Genomic DNA, 17,786 nt, shown 5'->3' on the forward strand with positions numbered 1-17,786 from the left:
AACGCGGGATGTTCCGGCGGTGGATGCGTCACATCATCTCCAGCGGATCGACATCCACCTTGCAGCGCACCCCTGAAGGGAGCCGTCCCAGCCGCTGAAGCAGCGGCGCCAGCGCCCACGGCAACACACGGCGGCTTGCGTCGCGCAGCAACAGCTCGAAGCGGTAGCGGCGGTTGATCCGCTCCAGCACACAGGGGACCGGTCCGGCGAGGCGCACCCCGGGAAGGCGCCCCTCCAGGGCGTCACGTGCGTTGCGTGCCGCCTCCAGCGCCCGCCCCTCCCGCACCGCAGAGTAGACCAGCCGCACCCAGCGGGAGAAGGGAGGAGCGCCAAAGGCCCGGCGGTTGGCCAGCTCCTGGCGAAGGATCGCCCGCGCCTGCTCCTCGCCCAGCCGCTGCAGCCAGGGGTGGTCCGGTTGATAGCTCTGCAGCAGCGTCCGGCCGGGGCGATCGCCGCGACCGGCGCGGCCGATCACCTGGGTCAACTGTTGCCACCACCGCTCCGCGGCGCGCACATCGGGAAGGTTGAGTCCGAGGTCGGCCTGCACCACCCCGACCAGCGTCACCCTTGGGAAGTGGTGTCCCTTGACCACCATCTGGGTTCCGATGAGGCAGTCGATCTCCCCCCCGGCGAAGCGGTCGAGCAGCGAGATCCGCTGTTCCATGGAGGCGGCCGCATCGCGGTCGAGCCGGGCGACACGCAGTTCGGGCAGCGCCTCGGCCAGCAGTTCGACGATGCGCTCGGTTCCGGCGCCCAACGGCACCAGCGCCTGCTCGCCGCACGCCTCGCAGCGGTCGGGAACCCCCCGCTGCCATCCGCAGAGATGGCAGCAGAGCAGCGCGCGGCGGCGGTGGAGGGTGAGCCGGGCGGAGCAGTGGCGACACTCCGGCTGCCCGCCGCAGGCGGTACAATGGAGCGCCGGCGCGTAACCGCGGCGGTTGAGGTAGAGCAGCGACTGGCCGCCGGAGCGTCGGGTCTCCTCCAGCGCCTGCTTGAGCGCGTCGGAGAGGAGCGACCCGCTGCCGCGCATGTCGACCACCTCGGTGGCGACCCCTCCGCCGCCACCCACCCGACGGGGGAGCTCCAGCAACCGGTAGCGCCCCCGCTCCGCCTGCCACCAGCTCTCCACGCTCGGCGTCGCCGAGCCGAGCACCACCGGAATCCCCAGCTCCTGGGCGAGCAACACGGCCATGTCCCGCGCCGAAAAGGGAACCCCCTCCTGCTGCTTGAACGAGGCGTCGTGCTCTTCGTCCACCACGATCAGGCCGAGGCGGGGCAGCGGAAGAAAGAGCGCCGAACGGGTGCCGACCACCGCATCGAGCCGACCCAACCGCATCCGTACGGCATGGCGCGCCCGCGGATCGAGCGCGGAGTGCCACAGCCCCACCCGCCCCAGACGGTGGGCCACCCGAGCCATCCACATCGGCGTCAGACCGATCTCGGGCACCAGCACCAGCACCTGGCCGCCATCGGCGATCACCTGCTCGGCCGCCCGCAGGTAGACCTCGGTCTTGCCCGATCCGGTACAGCCGAAGAGCAGATGGCAGCCGAAGGCGCCGCGGGCGCCCGACAACCGCCCCAAAGCCCGCTCCTGGTCCTGGTTGAGCCGGATCGCGCGCCCCTCCTCCCCCGCGGGAGGAGTGGGGAGCGGGTCGATCACCTCCTCGACCGCCCCCTGCTCCACCGCCCGTCTGAGCCGCCAGCAGGGATGCGGCCCTCCGACCCGCGCACAGAGCCGCTGTTGGGTGCGGATGCGGCGGCCGGTGCCGAAGAGATCGGCCAGCTCGGGATCGAGGGCACGCAACAGTGCCCCGTCGCGCAGACGGTAGCGGCGCCGCCCTTCGTCGCCCGCCCAGGCGAGCACCGTCTCCCAGCGCGCTCCGGGCCGGGCGAGGTAGTAGGCGGCCAGCCGCGCGCTCCAGCGGCGGTAGCCGTCGGGCAGGAGCGGAAGCGCATCGATGCGGTCGGCCACCGGTTTCAGCCCGGCGGCATTCTCGAGATCCACCGCATGAACGCGCTCCACCACCCCCATGCGCTGCGCGGTGGCCCCCAGAGGCACCAGCACGCGAATCCCTGTTTCGGGCCGGCCCAGCCCCTCGGGCCAGAGGTAGGTGAAGGGCTCGGCCAGCGGCGCGAACAGCGCCACATCGACCGCCGGCAGCAGGCGACGCACCTCAACCGCGGTCCGGCACCGTCTCCTCACTGAGGATGCGCCACGGCTCCCCCTCGGCGGCGCGCACCAGATAGAGCCGTTTGGTGGTCCGGTCGCTGTAGTTGTCGGAGCGGTACTCCTGATGGAACTGCACCACCACCACCTCCCCCTCCGGCCATCGGTTGGGGTCGTGGATCATGGTGATGTCGGAGAGCGCCACGCGGATCATCCGCTTGCCGCGGTTGATCCGCCGCTTGTACCACTTCCATTCGGCCAGCCGGAGGCGCCCCGAGCGGAAGGCGGGATGGTAGTGGCGCAGGTAGGCGTCGGTGTCGAGGCTGCTCCAGTCGCGCCGCCACGACTCGATCGCCTCGGCCACCGAGCGGCGCAGCGCCTCCCGCCGCGCCGGATCGTCGAAACGCAGATTCTCCCCCACCACCACCCAGCTCTTGCCGGGGAGGATGCGGGGCGCAAGCCGGATGAGCAGATCGTTGGGCAGGGAGAAGCAGCCCCGGGTGTCGCGCGGCGGACGCCGCCGGACCTGCGGTGCATAGCCGTGCAACCAGATGCCGTGGCCATCCTTGTGGTGGATCCGGTCGAGCGCGTTGGGATAGTCGATGGGGAAGGCGACCGGCCCGTAGCGCGGCGCCAGTTGCGCCCCCTCCAGCCGGCCGACGAAGCGGTAGACGCCGTCGGGGGTGCGGCCGTCCCCTTCGCGCTGCTTGTCCCCGGGGCGGGATCCGGTCACCACATAGCTGTCGACCAGCTTGCGCCATCCTCCGGCACCGTCGCGGACGAAGGCGAATAGGCGCGAGCGCGCCTTGTCCACCAGGAAGACGTTGGCCACGTCGGGACCGAGCTGCAGCAGATCGACCGGACGGTTGAGCCGCCCGACCAGGTCGTCGCGCAGCCGCTCCAGCCGCACCTCCGCCTCACGCAACCAGGGGTCGAGCCGCGCCGAGGCGAGCCTGCGCCGCTCCCGCTCCAGCCCACGGCCGTAGTCGTCGGGCACCCGCCCCAGGGCGCGCAGCGCCGCGCGCCGATGGGCCTCGGCCTCAAGCAACCCGACCAGCGGGTCGTCGGAGGGGGCGCCGTCGAGCAGCCGCAACACCCGCTCCGGCCGGCCCAGCTTCAGCTCCAGCGTGGCACGCAACACCAGCCGCTCCTGCGGGGCGAGCGCCTCCACCCCGGGGGTGTCGCCGCGATCGAGAAACCGCGCCACCGGGCGCCAGGGATCCGCCCCCGCCTCCGCCGGGGCGGCGGGGGCCGCAACGACCAGCATCCACGACAGCAGCCATCCCGCAACCACGGCGGAGCACCCTCGGGGAGCGGGCAGCACGCTTCCCCTCTCCGCCACAACCCCAGCGTTCCTCATCACTTCCGCGTCACCTCCCTGACGATCTTCCATCCCCCCTCCTCCCGGAGCAGCACCAGCTCCTTCCGGTCGACACTGCGGTACCTGCGGGAGCGGTAGGTTTGATCGAAGCGGGCCGTCGCCCGCCCCCCCTCGACCGACAGCCGCAGATGGTCGACCTTCACCGTGATCCTCCCCGCCCGGGCCAGCACCCGCCGCTTGTGCCGCTCCCAGGCGGCCCGGCTGCCGTGCCGCGGATGGAACCGTTTGCTGTAGAAAGAGAAATAGCGTTCGGGATCGCGCGACTCCCACGCCTTGCGCCACGCCTCGACCACCGCCCGGACCCCACCGGACCCCTCCGAGACGCCCGCCGGGGCGGCGGCTCCCTCCCCGCCCCCACCGGCCGGCGGCCGCCTGCCACCCGAGGTGAGGGATGGCGGCTGCGCACCGGTGTCGGCCGCCGCGATGCGATCCTTGCGCCCCGGCGCGGAGGATGGCGCAGGGGCCGGCGGATGCGCGGCGCGGGCCTTCGGCGGCGCCTCCGGCGCCGGCAGCGCGAGCGCGGGCGATGCGTCCGCCCGACGGCTGCCGCCGGCCGGGGTGAAGGGCGGGGCGAGCAGACGGGCGAGCAGCCGCTCCATCGCCGCGCCGTCACCGGCAAGACGGGCGAGCGAGCGGCGGCAGAGCAGCCCGGCCAGCCGATCGCGTTTGACCATACGTTCTGCCGCGTCACGCCGCGCCACCGCGCGGTAGAGCCCCTCGGCCTGCTCCATGTAGAGATCGGCCAGCTCCAGCTGCACCCGGGTGTCGCGCGGGGTGAGTGCCATCACCTTGCGCAGCTCCTCGGCGGCGGCCTCGTAGTCGCCGAGTGAACGGTAGATCGCCGCCAGGTTGTGGTGCGGCTCGGGGTAGTCGGGATGGATGCGGATCACCTGCCGGAAGGCCTCGATCGCCTGCAGGATGCGTCCGTCGTGGGTCTGCAGCACGCCGAGCCGGAACCAGGCGCGCGCATCGTCGGGATTGGCCCGGATCGCCCGATCGAGCGCCTGCTCGTCGTAGGCCGGCGCCGCAACACCGCGCCCCGCGCAGAGGATCAGCAACGCGGCCGCGACCGATGCCAGGCGCGAAATCCCCGCGCCCCCCTCCTCACCGAACCGTTTGCCCGACGAAGGCAACGAGATGGTCGTCGGCGCCCTCACGAACCCTCCATATGACTCGCAAACCTCGGATTTGCGCATCCGTCCATGGCCGCGATGATGGTTTCGCAAGAAACCATCATCGATGCAACAGCGCCGTCAATGGGCGCAGCAGCCGAATCTCTCCATCGCCCAGCCGACGCAGGAAGGCGAGCGTCCGCCGCCGGGGATGGCCGATCACCAGACAGGAGCCGCGGCGGCGGGCGATGTCCACCGCATGGCGCCAGGCGGCGGCGATCGCCCCGTCGTCGTCGACATGGTCGAGGAAGACCTGCCGCTCGGCCCAGCGCAGCCCGGCGCGCCGCGCCTCCTCCGCGGCCACCGATGCGGCCGTGGTGCGCGAATCGACGAAGAAGAGATGGTGGGCGCGGCAGAGGGCCATGACCAGCCGCATGGCGTGACGGTCGGCCGTCAGCAGCGAGCCCATGTGGTTGTTGATCCCGGCGACGAAGGGCACCATGGAGAGATCCCGCTCGAAACGGGCGCGCAACGTGGCATCGTCCATCCCCGTGCGGAGGAAGGAGGAGTCAAGCCGCTCCCGCAATGCCGGGTTCTCCGGCTCCATCGGGAGATGGAGCATCACCGTGCGTCCGGCCCTCCGGGCCTCGCGGGCGGCCCGGGCGGCGTGCGGCGCCTGCGGCAGGACCGAGACGGTCAGCGGAAAGGGAAGGGCCAGCAGCGCGCGCGCCATCTGCAGGTCGTAGCCGACGTCGTCGATGATCAACGCGATCCCTCCACCCCTGCGACCGGGGGCGGCGCGACGGGCGAGAGGCGGCCGGGGCACCATCCGGGCCGGCGGCCCCTGCGGCGGCATGCGCGAGAAGTCCTCGAAGAGCGGTCGGCCGGCCGGACCGAGCAGCGACCGACTCCGGGAGGAAGGCTTCCCGCCGCTCGGGGCGGAGGTCCGCGGTGCGGCCGGCGGCCAGGCCAGCCACAACAGCAGCGCAAGCAGGGCGAGCAGACCGGAGATGACCCACCGTCGCGGCAGCGCGCCCCGACGGCGACGGCGGAAAGCCAATCAGCCGACGCCCCCCCGGCGGAAGGCGACCAGCCCGCGCAACAGGTCGCGCGCCCGCTGCAACTGGACATCGAACTGCAGCCGCTTGCGCATCTTCTCGGAGACCGACCCTCCCTTCGGCTCCCCCTTCTTCTTCGCCGCGGCCGCCTCGCCGTTCTCCAGATGGCCGCGCAGGCTCCGCTCCAGCACCGGTTTGCGCTTGTTGAGCGCCTGCTGCACCTTCTTGTCGATCTTCAACGCCACCTCCTTGACCTCGACGTCCGGGGTGATCCCGAGCGCCTGGATCGAGCGGCCGCTCGGCGTGTAGTAGAGCGCCGTGGTCAGCTTCACCGCCGTCCCGTCGCCCAGCGGCACCACCGACTGCACGCTCCCCTTGCCGAAGCTTCTGGTGCCGATCAGCACCGCGCGGTGGTTGTCCTGCAGCGCCCCACTGACGATCTCCGAAGCGGAGGCGCTGCCCTGGTTGATCAGCACCACCAGCGGCGCGCCCTGCAGGATGTCCCCCCGGGTGGCGGAGAACTGCATGTTGCGCCCCACCCGCGACTTCGTGCTGACGATCTTCCCCCGATCGAGGAAGAGATCGCTGACCGCCACCGCCTGGTTGAGCAGCCCCCCCGGGTTGTTGCGCAGATCGAGCACCGCACCGCGGATGGCACCGCCGGCGCGCCGAGCGAGCTCGGCGAACTGCTTGCGCAGCTCGTCGGAGGTGTGTTCCTGAAACTGGGTGATGCGCAGATAGGCCAGATGGGGGGCGATGAAGTCGCTCTTCACCGACTTGACGTGGATCACCGCCCGGGTGATGGTGAACCGGAGGGTCCGCGCCTCCGAGGCCCGGAAGACGGTCAGGGTCACCTTGGTCCCCGGTTTGCCCCGCATCAGGTCGACCCCCTCCTGCAAGGTGAGCTCGCTAGCCAGCGTATCATCGATGCGGATGATCAGATCGCCCGCCTTCATCCCGGCGCGATCGGCGGGGGTGTCCTCGATCGGGGCCACCACCCGGATCCCCCCCTCGGCCGAGGAGATCTCGATCCCCAGCCCGCCGAAGGCGCCGCTCGTCTCCACCTGCATCTGGTCGAACTGCTTCTTGTTCATGTAGACCGAATGGGGATCGAGCGAGGAGAGCATCCCCGAGAGCGCCCCGTCGATCAGCTCGCGTTCGCTCTTCTCGTGGACGTAGGAGTGCTGCACCAGCCGCATCACCTGGGTGAACTTGCGCAACTGCTGGTAGTCGGTCGCCTGCGCCCGCCCCGCAACCCAGGGCGGAAGCAGCAGCAGGGCGGCGACAGCCAGCCGCGCCGTCGTTCGGGAAAAGATCGGTTGTCGTTTCACGATGGAACCACTCCGTTGATCTACGATGGTCGTACGCGCCACGGGACGGCGGCCCCGCAGAAGGCCGGCGACCGCGCAAAACAGAAGCCTGCGCATGCAGGCGACGGTTTTGCAGGGGAATCGAAGAGGCGCCCCTCGATTCCCGTCGAGCAACAAGTCCATGGACGTCTATTGCGATCCAGTCACAGAATATACCTGCTCAGATCGCTGTCCACCGCCACGTCGGCCAACCGCTCCCGGACGAAGCCGGCATCGACCGTCACCCGCGTCCCCCGCGGCCGGTCGGGGGCATCGAAGCTGACCTGCTCGAGCACCCGCTCCATCAGGGTGTGGAGCCGCCGGGCACCGATGTTCTCGTGCTTCTCGTTGAGCCGCACCGCCATGGCGGCCAGCTCGGCGATGCCGTCGTCGGTGAACTCCACCTCCACCCCTTCGGTGGCCAGAAGTGCGCGATACTGCCTGCAGAGCGACGACTCCGGCTCCACCAGGATCCGGCGGAACTCCTCCTCGCTCAGAGCGTCGAGCGACACCCGAAGCGGGAACCGCCCCTGCATCTCCGGGATCAGGTCCGAGGGGCGGGCCAGATGGAAGGCGCCGGCGGCGATGAAGAGGATGTGGTCGGTGCGCACCATCCCGTAGCGGGTGTTGACGCCGGCCCCCTCCACCAGCGGCAGGAGATCGCGCTGCACCCCCTCGCGCGAGACGTCGCCGTGCATCCCCTCGCGATGGCAGATCTTGTCCATCTCGTCGATGAAGACGATGCCGTAGTTCTCCACCCGGTGGATCGCCTCCTCCCGGATGCGCTCCTCGTCGATCAGCTTGTCGGCCTCCTGGCGGGCCAGCTCCTTGCGCGCCTCGGCCACCGACATCCGCTTCTTCCTCGACCGGCCACCGCCGAGCAGACCGCCGAGCATCTCGCGGATCGAACCGCCCAGCTCCTCCCCCCCTTGCGGGGTGAAGAGGTGCAGCGATGCGGCGGGATGGTGGTCGCGCACCTCGACGGTCACCTGCCGATCGTCGAGCACCCCGGAGCGGAGCCGGGCACGCATCTTCTCCCGCGTCTCGCGGTGGGGGTCGGTGCGGTCGACCTTCTGCAGCCCATCGCCCCCGCCCACGGGATGGGGGATGAGGATGTCGAGCAGCCGCTCCTCGGCCAGCTCCTCCGCCCGCTGCGCCACCCTGGCGCGGTGCTCCTCGCGCACCATGGCCAGCGCGCGGTCGAGCAGGTCGCGGATGATCGATTCGACATCGCGCCCGACGTAGCCCACCTCGGTGTATTTGGTCGCCTCCACCTTGATGAAGGGGGCCCGGGCCAGCCGGGCCAGCCGACGGGCGATCTCGGTCTTGCCCACCCCGGTGGGGCCGATCATCAGGATGTTCTTGGGGGTGATCTCGTCACGCAGCGGCGGATCGATCTGGCGGCGGCGCCAGCGGTTGCGCAGGGCGATCGCCACCGCCCGCTTGGCCTTGCGCTGCCCGACGATGAAGCGATCGAGCTCGGAGACGATCTCCCTCGGCGTCATGATCTCGCACGGATCGCTCACTCCCGCTCCTCCGAGGGCCGGATGGCGCAGACGGTGATCTCGTCGTTGGTGTAGATGCAGGTCTCCGCCGCAATGCGCATCGCCTCGCGCACGATCGCCTCGGCGTCAAGCCCGCTGTGGCGCAGCAGCGCGGTGGCCGCGGCGCGGGCGTAGGGGCCGCCCGAGCCGATCGCCGCCACTCCCTCGTCGGGCTCGAGCACGTCGCCGTTGCCCGAGATGATCAGCGTGCGCGCCTCGTCGGCGACGATCATCATCGCCTCCAGCCGACGCAGCACACGGTCGGTGCGCCACGCCCTGGCCAGCGCCACCGCCGCCCGCGTCAGGCTGCCGCCGTGTTCGTCGAGCTTGGCCTCGAAGCGCTCAAAGAGATTCATCGCATCGGCGGTCGAACCGGCGAAACCGGTCAGGATCCCGCCGTCGCGGATGGCACGCACCTTCCTCGCGCCGTGCTTGACCACCGTCTCCCCCAGCGTCACCTGGCCGTCGCCGGCGATCGCCACCGACCTTCCGCGACGCACACAGCAGATGGTCGTCGCCCTCCACTCCGTCCCCATCCCCGGTTCGGACCGCAACAGCCAACCTCCATGGACCTTTTGCCCCGCGCACGGTGAAGGGTGCGCCCCGATGCCCGTCCGGCCGGGACGGAGATCGGGCGGGGCGGGCGCCATTCTCCCCAAGCCGCCGCCGCTGTCGAATCCCCGACGCCCCCGCCCCTGCTCCGACAAGGCACCGATGAACCGCCACAGGAGGCTCCCCGCCACGCCGCTCCCCGCTGAAGGGCCAGTAGAGGGGCGGCGGCAGGAAGGCCACCGTTGATTTCTCCCCGGCGGATCCGATCATTTGGGCAGGCCACCGCCCGGCCCCCGCCGCGATCCGCCCCGAAGCGCCACCGGCGTGGCGGGCTGTGGGTACCGCTTCGACGGGGCGGCGGCAGGGTTCTTGCTTCGGCACGGTCCGAAGCGCGCGCGATGCGCCCGGCCGTCAACCACATGCAGGAGGGGAGTCAACCGTGGATATCGCAACCGTCATCGGCCTGCTGGTCGCCTTCGGTCTGGTCGCCTTCGCCATCGGCGGCGGCATCGCCAGCTTCATCGATCCGCCGTCGGTGGCCATCGTGGTCGGCGGCACCGTCGGCGTGGTGCTGATCGCCTACCCGTTGGGCGACGTGCTCAAGGTGATCGGCGTGGCGCTGAAGAACTTCATGTACTCCCTGCCTACCGGCCAGGAGACCATCGCCCAGCTGGTCGAGCTGGCCCAGATCGTACGCAAGGAGGGGATCCTCGCGCTGGAGAGCAAGGTCGACGAGGTGGAGAGCGACTTCATGAAGAAAGGGCTGCAGATGGCCATCGACGGCCAGGAGCCCTCCGAGATCGAGGAGATCCTGTTCAACGAGATCGAGAAGCTGAAGGAGCGCCACCAGAAGGGGGCGGACATGTTCACCGCCTTCGGTACCTTCGCCCCGGCGATGGGGATGATCGGCACGCTGGTCGGCCTGGTGCTGATGCTGCAGAACATGTCCGACCCCTCCTCGATCGGCCCCTCGATGTCGATCGCGCTGCTCACCACCTTCTACGGCGCCATCATGGCCAACATCATCTTCATGCCCATGGCCAACAAGCTGAAGTCGCGCAGCAAGGATGAGATCCTGATCTACGAGATCATCCTCACCGGCATCCAGTCGCTGGTCGCCGGTGAGAACCCGCGGGTGATGGAGCAGAAGCTGCACGGCTTCCTGCCGCCGAAAGATCGCGTCTCCTCCTTCGAGTAGCCCCTTCCCCCTCCATGGCCAAGCGTCAGCCCAAGCCGGCACCGGTCCCCCCGCCGAAGGATCTCTCCGCCGGGCTCTTCCTCGAACTGATGATGCAGATGCTCGCCTTCTTCATCATGCTGGTCTCGATGGCGGTGATCGTCGACGAGAAGCGTCTGGCGGCCCTCGGCTCGCTCGCCGGCACCTTCAGCCCGCTGCCGCGCGGCATGAACGTCAACAAGGGGGAGGGGCCGGGCATCCCGGTCAAGGAGATCATCAAGGGACAGACCGCCCCCAAGCGCACCGCCAAGGCGCTGACCAACATCGCCAGGGAGCTGGGTGGCAAGGGGGCCGTCCATGTCCTGCCGCTGGACAAGCGACGGGTGATGGTCCGCTTCCCCGAGCACATCGCCTTCGCCCCCGGCCAGGTGGAGTTGTCGCCCAAGGTGCTGCCCTTCATCGACAAGCTGGCCAAAGAGTTCCAACGACCGGAGATCATCTCCATCCGCATCGAAGGGCACACCGACGACACGCCGGTCAACACCGACCTCTACCCGTCGAACTGGGAGCTGTCGGCGGCGCGGGCGATGAACGTCTTCCTCCGCCTGGCCGACAAGGGGGTGCCGCGCGGGCTGATGGTGGTCGCCGGCATGGGGGACCAACATCCGATCGCCGGCCACCCCGAGCTCGACCGCCGGGTGGACATCATCCTCACCTTCCGCCCGGTGACCGACAAGGAGGCGGAGGGGGCGATCACCCACAAGACCCCCGATGCGCAGACCGCAAGCGACATGAAGCCGAAGATCAAGCCGGTGCGTATCGGGCAGTTCTGACGGCGTCGCAAGAAGCCGGCAGCCGCGGCGTCGGCGTGCGGCGCGAAAGCGGAGGTTGCAGACGCAACCGACGGTCTTGTAAGGGGATCGAAGACCGCGCTCTTCAATCCCCGTCGAGCAAAACGTCCATGGAGGGACGTCTTGCGATTCGTTCAGTTCCGATGGTTTCGCCAAAAACTTGCATCGCATGCGGCCGGGCGGCGGCGCGGCCGGCACGGAGCTAGCCGATGGCCAGACGCAGAAGGCCCCCCGAACCCGAGGTCCTGCCCGACACCGAAGGGTGGATGACCACCTTCGCCGACCTGGTCAGCCTGATGCTCACCTTCTTCATCCTGCTGCTGTCGATGTCTTCGCTCGACAAGACCGGGCTGAAGGATATCGCCAGCTTCTTCCAGAACGCGGTCTCGATCATGAATCCGGGAGCGGGTACCGAAGTGGACATCGTCCCGCCGCTGCAGCTCAACAAGAAGGCCTCGCCCGAGGAGCTGGCCCTGGCCATGCGGCAGAACGCCCATGCGGTGCTGGCCAACAGCGCGCTGCGCCACAAGGTCAAGGGCATCATCGTACGCAACAAGCTCTACCTGCGGATCAAGGATGCCGTCCTCTTCGATCCCGGCTCCGCCCGGCTCAAGCCGGAGACCAGCACGGCGCTCAAGCGGCTGGCCAAGATGCTGGTCGCCGCCCCCGGGCGGATCGAGATCAACGGCCACGCCAGTCGGGATAGCGCCGAGGCGAGCGGCCGCTACCCCGATCCCTGGAGTTTGACCCTGGCACGCGCCGCCGCAGTGTTGCATCTCTTCGAGCAGGAGGGGGTCAACCCCGCCCGCATGTCGATCGCCGGCTACGGCCCGTCGAAGCCGGTATCGACCGACGCCACCCCCTTCGGCCGGGACAAGAACCGCAGGGTGGAGATCGTGGTCTATCGGGATTGATCCTGCAGGCTGCGATCGCGTGGCGAACGGCTTCCGATCGTGCCCGGCCCCGCAAGGAGCCGGCATCGTCGAGCCGTCCGGCGGCGATCCAACATAGAACCTAAGACGTAGAGGAGTATTCGATGGCGGACGAAGAGGCTGGTGAGAAGAAGTCGGGCGGCATCCTGCCGCTGATCAACATGGTGCTGCTGGTGCTGGTGCTCGCCGTCGGCGGCTTCATCGCCTGGAAGGTGATGCAACTGGAGCAGTCGACCAGCGCGCCGGCCGGGAAGGCGCCTGCGCAGACCGAGGACACCACCCTGCCGGAGGCCGAGGCCGACAGCGAAAACCCCGACGCCCCGCCGATCTTCATCGACATGGAGGACATCACCGTCAACCTGGCCGATACCGACAACTCCCGCTTCCTGCGGGCCAAGATCAAGCTCGAGGTGCGCAACGAGGAGGCCAAGGCCAAGGTGGAGGCGGCGATGATCAAGATCAACGATCTCGTGATCACCGATTTGACCAGCAAGACCTTCAAGGAGATCCGCACCCCGCAGGGCAAATACAAGCTCAAGGAGGAGCTGGTCTACCGCATCAACCAGCTGCTCGGCGGCAAACCGGTGAAGGGGCTCTACTTCACCGAGTTCGTCTCGCAGTAGCACGGCGATGGACGAGACTCCGCGGCAACCCGGCGAGGGGCGCAAGCGCGAGGGGGCGATCCTCGAACCGGAGGAGATCGAGGCGCTGATGGCCGCGGTCGGGACCGAAGAGACGGTGGAGGCGCTCTTCTCCACACTCAAGCCGATCCCGCAGCCGGAACACGTCGAGCCCTTCACCTTCCTCTCCGACGACGAGGGCGGCCCGCAGCGCTACCCGCTCTTCGTCAACCTGCAGGAGCGTTTCGGCGAGAACATCAAGGATCTGATGTCCGATCTGTTCCAGCGCGAGATCAGCGTCGTCTTCCTCAACATGCAGCAACAGATCTACCGCGAGATCATCCGCAACGAGCGGCCGCAGGTCTTCTTCGCCTTCGAGGTGGCCGGCCTCGGCCGGATGCTGATCGGCGCCGATCTGGGGCTGGTCGTCGCCACGGTCGATGCCATGCTCGGCGGCGAGGGGGAAGTGCTCAAGGGGGGGAACCACGAGCTCACCCTCTCCCCGGTGGAGCACAAGGTCTCCGAGCGGATCGCCAACCTGATCGCCCGCCAGCTGGAGATGCTCTGGCTGCCGGTGCGGCGGATGGAGTACCGCCTGTTCAAGATCGACACCGATCCGCAGTTCCTCGCCGTCGCCGGCTCCAACGACGCCTGTTTCACCGTCGAGTTCGCCATCCAGTGGACGGAGGAGGACAAGGGGTTCATCGAGCTCCACTACCCACGCGCCTTCCTCGAGCCGATGATGGAGACGCTGCGGGCCGCGGTCAGCGAGGAGCCTGTCGCCGAGGACGAGGAGTGGAAGGAGCAGCTCGAGGAGAGCCTGCAGACCATCCCGGTGCGGGTGCAGCTCAACCTCGGCTACTGCACCATGACCGTCGGCCAGTTCCTCGCGCTCAAGGCGGGCGACTTCCTCCCTTGCACCATGCAGGAGTCGGACCCGGCCATCCTCTGCGTCGAGCGGCTGCCGCTCTTCCACGCCCGCCCCGGCGAGCGAAACGGGGTATTGGCAGCGGAGTTGCTGGACGCCATCGATCTCAGTGAAGGGGCAACACCATGAGCGACGAGTTGGAACAGGAGAAGGGCGGCATGGAGCCGGTCGCGGGCAAGCCGAACCTGGAGGCGATCATGCATGTGCCGCTGGAGGTGAGCGTCGAGCTGGCGCGCATCACCCTGCCGCTGCACAACGTCGCCCGGCTCCACCGCGGCATGGTGGTGGAGCTGGACAAGGATGCCAACGCCGAGGTGGACATCCTGGCCAACGGCATGGTCTTCGCCCGCGGCGAGGTGGTCTCCATCGACGGCAAACTGGGCGTACGGGTGATCGAGGTGGTACCGCCGAGCGAGCGAATCCGCTCCCTCGGCTGAGGGCGGGGGGCGCGGCCCGATGACGGCGCTGGTGGTGCGGTCGGTCAGCGCGCTGGCCATGGTGCTGGCGCTCTTCGCCGGCCTGGTCTGGCTGCTGCGCCGCATCCAGCACCGCGGCGGCGCCCTCTCCCGCGGCGATGCCATCCGCGTGCGGCAGCGGACCGTGATCGGCGGGCGCCATGCGCTGGTCGAGGTGGAGTACGGCGACGAACGGCTGCTGCTCGGGGTGAGCCCCGAGCGGATCACCCCCCTGGCGCGCCGCGGAAGGCCGACCTCGCCGCCTGCCGCCGGCGATCCGCCGACGAAGGCAGGGGATGCGCCGTCATGATCGGGCGCCTGCCGCTCCTGCTCGCCCTCCTGTTGCTGGCGCCACAGATCGCCGCCGCCGCCGATCTGCCCACCATCTCGCTCTCACTGGGGGAGTCGGGCGACCCCGAGGAGTGGTTCAACGGGCTGAAGATCATCGCCCTGCTCACCATCCTCACCCTCTCGCCGTCGATCCTGATCATGATGACCTCCTTCACCCGCATCCTGATCGTGCTCGGCTTCCTCCGGCAGGCGCTCGGCACCCAGCAGTCGCCGCCGGCGCAGGTGCTGGTCGGCCTGTCGCTCTTCATGACCGCCTTCATCATGATGCCGGTGTGGCACCAGATCGACAGGAACGCCCTCACCCCCTACCTCAACCGCGAGATCAGCCAGCAGGAGGCCTTCGAGCGGGCGAAGAGGCCGCTGCGCACCTTCATGCTGCGTCAGACGCGGGAGAAGGATCTGCTCCTCTTCCTCCACGCGGCCAGGCTGAAGAAGCCGAAACGGGCGGAGGAGACCCCCTTCCACGTCGTCGTGCCCGCCTTCGTCATCAGCGAGCTGCGCACCGCCTTCGAGATCGGCTTCCTGATCTACATCCCCTTCGTCGTGCTCGACATGGTGGTCGCCTCGGTGCTGATGAGCATGGGCATGATGATGCTGCCGCCGGTGATGATCTCGCTCCCCTTCAAGATCATCCTCTTCGTCCTGGTCGACGGCTGGCACCTGGTGGCCGAACAGCTGATCGACAGCTTCAAGATGGGATGACGGCTTCGCAAGAAACCATCATCGCGACCATGGAGGGTCGCGCAGATCCGAAGGTTGCGTATGCAACCGACGGATTTGTAAGGCGATCGAAGACCGCGCGCTTCGATCGCCGTCAAGCAAAAGTCCACGGACGGACTTTTTGCGATTTGATCATGGATGGACTTTTTGCGAAGTCGACATGGGCCGAGGGTTCCGCCCCTTGAAGCTGATGCTGGCGCAATGCGCCCCCCGCGTCGGCGCCGTCGCCGACAACCGCGATCTGGCCCTGCGCTGCCTGCGGGCGGCGGAAGAGAGGGGGTGCGACCTGCTGGTGCTGCCGGAGCTGGCCGTCACCGGCTACCCGCCGGAGGATCTGCTGCTGCGGCGCGACTTCCGTGCGGCGAGCCGCGCGGCGACCGCGGAGATCATCGCGGCAAGCGGCCCCTGCGCCATCCTCTTCGGCCACCCCGAGGAGGAGGACGGCCGGCTCTACAACAGCGCCACGCTCGCCTGTCGGGGTGAGGTTGTCGGCCGCTGGCGCAAGCGGGCGCTGCCCAACTACGGTGTCTTCGACGAGCGACGCTACTTCGCCGCCGCCGATGCCACCCCGCTGCCGATCTCCTGGCGCGGCATCCGGCTGCAGGCTGCGATCTGCGAGGAGATCTGGGACGACGCGGTGGCCGCCGACCTGGCCGCCGATCGGGCCGATCTGTTGGTGGTGCTCAACGCCTCCCCTTTCGAGATCGGCAAGCAGCAGCGGCGCGAGGCGCTGCTGGCCGAACGCAGCCGACGGCTGCGGCGGGCGATCTGCTACGTCAACGCCGTCGGCGGCCAGGACGAGCTGGTCTTCGACGGCGGCAGTTGCCTCTTCGACCGCACCGGCCGGCTGCGGGCCCGGGCGGAGCCGTTCGTGCCGCAGCAGTTGATCGTCTCGCTCGACCGGACCGCGACCATCGCCCCGCTGCCCGAGGCGGAGGAGCTGCTCCATCGGGCGCTGGTCACCGGCCTGCGCGACTACTGCCGGCGCAACGGCTGCGACCGGGTGGTGCTCGGCCTCTCCGGCGGCATCGACTCCGCCCTCTGCGCCGCCATCGCCTGCGATGCGCTCGGCCCGGACAACGTCCTCGGGGTGCTGCTCCCCTCGCGCTACACCAGCGACCACGCCATCCGCGACGCCGAGGCGGTGGCGCGCAACCTGGAAATGGCGTGGATCACGCTGCCGATCGGGCATCCGGTGGCGACGGTGGAAGAGGCACTCGCCCCGTTGTGGCGACGGTGGGGGTACGGCGGACCCGATGTCACCGAGGAGAACATCCAGGCGCGGATGCGCGCCCTGCTCTTGATGGCCATCGCCAACAAAACCGGTCGCATGTTGCTCTCCACCAGCAACAAGAGCGAATCCGCGGTCGGCTATACCACCCTCTACGGCGACATGGCCGGCGCCTTCGCCCCGCTGAAGGATCTCTACAAGCAGCAGGTCTACGCTCTGGCGCGCCACCTCAACCGCGCGCGGAAACGGATCCCGGCCTCCACCCTGACCAAGCCGCCCTCCGCCGAGCTGCGCCCCGACCAGCGCGATTCCGACAGCCTGCCGGAGTACGACCGGCTCGACCCCATCCTGCAGCGGCTGATCGAGCAGGACGAGGACGCCACGGCCATTGCCAGCTCAGGCTTCGATCGCGAGGATAGCGAACTGGCCGAGCGGCTGCTCCACGCCGCCGAACACAAACGGCGTCAGGCGCCGCCGGGGATCAAGGTCTCCGCCCGCGCCTTCGGCCGCGACCGCCGCTACCCGATCACCCACCAGTGGCGCGCCACCGCCCGCAAGGAGGAATCGCATGAAGAAGATTGAGGCGATCATCAAGCCGTTCAAGCTCGACGACGTCAAGGATGCGCTGGAGGATGTCGACATCCACGGCATGACCGTCACCGAGGTCAAGGGGCACGGCCGCCAGAAGGGGCACAGCGAGCTCTACCGGGGGGCGGAGTATGTGGTCGACTTCCTGCCCAAGGTGAAGATCGAGCTGGTGGTGGAGGATCCACAGGTGGAGGAGGCGGTACAGGCGATCGTCGAGGCGGCCCGCACCGGCAAGGTGGGCGACGGCAAGATCTTCGTCCTGCCGGTGGAGCAGGCGATCCGCATCCGCACCGGGGAGACCGACCGCAACGCCATCTGAACGCCATCCGACAACCCCGTCGGATCCCCTACCGGCGGCCCCCCTCCTCCAGCGCCCGCGCCACCCCATCGAGCAGCTCGTCGAAATCGATCGGCTTGGTGATGAAGCCGTCGAACCCCTCGCGCAGGATGCGCTCGCGCTCACCGACCATCACCGAGGCGGTCAGCGCCAGGATGGGAATCGAGCGGGTCGCCGCATCCGCCTTGAGCCTGCGCGTCGCCTCCACCCCATCCATCACCGGCATGCGCAGATCCATCAGGATCAGATCCGGCCGCCGCCGGGCGACGAACTCCAGCGCCTGCTGCCCATTCTCGGCCTGCGCCACCTCGTACTCCTCCAGCGTGAGCAGCTCCGCCGCCAGATCCCGATTGCTCGGCACATCGTCCACGATCAAGATCAACGCCATACCACCTCCTCCTTATCCCGAAACAACTCGTGCACACCGCCGGCC

The 17,786-nt window shown here is 69.1% G+C and carries 18 protein-coding genes; 10 read left to right on the forward strand and 8 right to left on the reverse strand.

Features of this window, described 5'->3' with window-relative positions; all coding sequences use genetic code 11:
• Positions 1-28: 28 nt before the first annotated feature.
• The 7 genes from priA to hslV form a co-directional block, all read right to left on the reverse strand.
• Entirely contained in the window at positions 29-2,161 is a 2,133-nt protein-coding gene (gene priA, locus D6682_05285) for a primosomal protein N' (GenBank protein ID RMH51207.1), read from the reverse strand.
• 13 nt (positions 2,162-2,174) lie between these two features.
• Positions 2,175-3,560, reverse strand: a complete 1,386-nt coding sequence (locus D6682_05290) for a hypothetical protein (protein RMH51165.1) — start codon at positions 3,558-3,560, stop codon at positions 2,175-2,177.
• Entirely contained in the window at positions 3,527-4,744 is a 1,218-nt protein-coding gene (locus D6682_05295; GenBank protein ID RMH51166.1) for a tetratricopeptide repeat protein, read from the reverse strand. Before D6682_05295 ends, D6682_05290 begins: the two co-directional genes overlap by 34 nt.
• A 37-nt stretch (positions 4,745-4,781) precedes the next feature.
• Entirely contained in the window at positions 4,782-5,720 is a 939-nt protein-coding gene (locus D6682_05300; GenBank protein ID RMH51167.1) for a divergent polysaccharide deacetylase family protein, read from the reverse strand.
• Complete coding sequence (locus D6682_05305) at positions 5,721-7,145, reverse strand: S41 family peptidase (GenBank protein RMH51168.1); 1,425 nt, start codon at positions 7,143-7,145, stop codon at positions 5,721-5,723.
• Positions 7,146-7,231: 86 nt separating this feature from the next.
• On the reverse strand, positions 7,232-8,572 hold the full coding sequence (gene hslU, locus D6682_05310) for an ATP-dependent protease ATPase subunit HslU (GenBank protein RMH51208.1): 1,341 nt from the start codon (positions 8,570-8,572) through the stop codon (positions 7,232-7,234).
• A gap of 17 nt (positions 8,573-8,589) precedes the next feature.
• Positions 8,590-9,147, reverse strand: coding sequence for an ATP-dependent protease subunit HslV (gene hslV, locus D6682_05315; GenBank protein ID RMH51169.1), 558 nt, complete (start codon positions 9,145-9,147; stop codon positions 8,590-8,592).
• Between the two features lie 455 nt (positions 9,148-9,602).
• Between hslV and D6682_05320 the strand changes: the two genes are divergently transcribed.
• The 10 genes from D6682_05320 to D6682_05365 all read left to right on the forward strand — a co-directional run bounded on the left by D6682_05320 (position 9,603) and on the right by D6682_05365 (position 17,335).
• Entirely contained in the window at positions 9,603-10,361 is a 759-nt protein-coding gene (locus D6682_05320; protein ID RMH51170.1) for a motility protein A, read from the forward strand.
• Between the two features lie 14 nt (positions 10,362-10,375).
• Complete coding sequence (locus D6682_05325; GenBank protein RMH51171.1) at positions 10,376-11,173, forward strand: flagellar motor protein; 798 nt, start codon at positions 10,376-10,378, stop codon at positions 11,171-11,173.
• A gap of 227 nt (positions 11,174-11,400) precedes the next feature.
• Entirely contained in the window at positions 11,401-12,105 is a 705-nt protein-coding gene (locus D6682_05330) for a motb protein (GenBank protein RMH51172.1), read from the forward strand.
• Positions 12,106-12,227: 122 nt separating this feature from the next.
• Entirely contained in the window at positions 12,228-12,746 is a 519-nt protein-coding gene (locus tag D6682_05335; protein RMH51173.1) for a flagellar protein FliL, read from the forward strand.
• A 7-nt stretch (positions 12,747-12,753) separates the two neighbouring features.
• Complete coding sequence (locus D6682_05340) at positions 12,754-13,800, forward strand: flagellar motor switch protein FliM (GenBank protein RMH51174.1); 1,047 nt, start codon at positions 12,754-12,756, stop codon at positions 13,798-13,800.
• Between the two features lie 29 nt (positions 13,801-13,829).
• A complete protein-coding gene (locus tag D6682_05345; protein ID RMH51209.1) occupies positions 13,830-14,108 on the forward strand; it encodes a flagellar motor switch protein FliN in 279 nt (92 codons plus the stop codon).
• Positions 14,109-14,127: 19 nt separating this feature from the next.
• Positions 14,128-14,436, forward strand: coding sequence for a hypothetical protein (locus D6682_05350; GenBank protein RMH51175.1), 309 nt, complete (start codon positions 14,128-14,130; stop codon positions 14,434-14,436).
• A complete protein-coding gene (fliP, locus tag D6682_05355) occupies positions 14,433-15,179 on the forward strand; it encodes a flagellar biosynthetic protein FliP (protein ID RMH51176.1) in 747 nt (248 codons plus the stop codon). Before D6682_05350 ends, fliP begins: the two co-directional genes overlap by 4 nt.
• A gap of 199 nt (positions 15,180-15,378) precedes the next feature.
• Positions 15,379-17,010 carry an NAD+ synthase gene (locus tag D6682_05360; protein ID RMH51210.1) on the forward strand — a complete coding sequence of 544 codons (1,632 nt, stop codon included), beginning with the start codon at positions 15,379-15,381 and terminating at the stop codon, positions 17,008-17,010.
• Positions 16,997-17,335, forward strand: coding sequence for a P-II family nitrogen regulator (locus D6682_05365; GenBank protein RMH51177.1), 339 nt, complete (start codon positions 16,997-16,999; stop codon positions 17,333-17,335). The genes D6682_05360 and D6682_05365 overlap by 14 nt, the downstream gene beginning before the upstream one ends.
• Before the next feature lie 28 nt (positions 17,336-17,363).
• On the opposite strand, the gene D6682_05370 is transcribed toward D6682_05365, so the two are convergent.
• Positions 17,364-17,741 (reverse strand): response regulator, encoded by a 378-nt coding sequence (locus tag D6682_05370; GenBank protein ID RMH51178.1) that lies wholly within the window; start codon positions 17,739-17,741, stop codon positions 17,364-17,366.
• Positions 17,742-17,786 lie beyond the last annotated feature (45 nt).

Source organism: Zetaproteobacteria bacterium (assembly GCA_003696765.1).
Classification (GTDB): domain Bacteria; phylum Pseudomonadota; class Zetaproteobacteria; order Mariprofundales; family J009; genus RFFX01.

Coding starts and splice junctions, on each gene's coding strand:
- D6682_05350 (RMH51175.1), top strand. CDS start 14,128: ATGACGGCGCTGGTGGTGCGGTCGGTCAGCGCGCTGGCCATGGTGCTG.
- D6682_05305 (RMH51168.1), bottom strand. CDS start 7,145: ATGCGCAGGCTTCTGTTTTGCGCGGTCGCCGGCCTTCTGCGGGGCCGC.
- D6682_05340 (RMH51174.1), top strand. CDS start 12,754: ATGGACGAGACTCCGCGGCAACCCGGCGAGGGGCGCAAGCGCGAGGGG.
- hslU (RMH51208.1), bottom strand. CDS start 8,572: ATGACGCCGAGGGAGATCGTCTCCGAGCTCGATCGCTTCATCGTCGGG.
- hslV (RMH51169.1), bottom strand. CDS start 9,147: ATGGGGACGGAGTGGAGGGCGACGACCATCTGCTGTGTGCGTCGCGGA.
- fliP (RMH51176.1), top strand. CDS start 14,433: ATGATCGGGCGCCTGCCGCTCCTGCTCGCCCTCCTGTTGCTGGCGCCA.
- D6682_05290 (RMH51165.1), bottom strand. CDS start 3,560: ATGGAAGATCGTCAGGGAGGTGACGCGGAAGTGATGAGGAACGCTGGG.
- D6682_05345 (RMH51209.1), top strand. CDS start 13,830: ATGGAGCCGGTCGCGGGCAAGCCGAACCTGGAGGCGATCATGCATGTG.
- D6682_05325 (RMH51171.1), top strand. CDS start 10,376: ATGGCCAAGCGTCAGCCCAAGCCGGCACCGGTCCCCCCGCCGAAGGAT.
- D6682_05335 (RMH51173.1), top strand. CDS start 12,228: ATGGCGGACGAAGAGGCTGGTGAGAAGAAGTCGGGCGGCATCCTGCCG.
- D6682_05330 (RMH51172.1), top strand. CDS start 11,401: ATGGCCAGACGCAGAAGGCCCCCCGAACCCGAGGTCCTGCCCGACACC.
- D6682_05370 (RMH51178.1), bottom strand. CDS start 17,741: ATGGCGTTGATCTTGATCGTGGACGATGTGCCGAGCAATCGGGATCTG.
- D6682_05295 (RMH51166.1), bottom strand. CDS start 4,744: ATGCGCAAATCCGAGGTTTGCGAGTCATATGGAGGGTTCGTGAGGGCG.
- D6682_05365 (RMH51177.1), top strand. CDS start 16,997: ATGAAGAAGATTGAGGCGATCATCAAGCCGTTCAAGCTCGACGACGTC.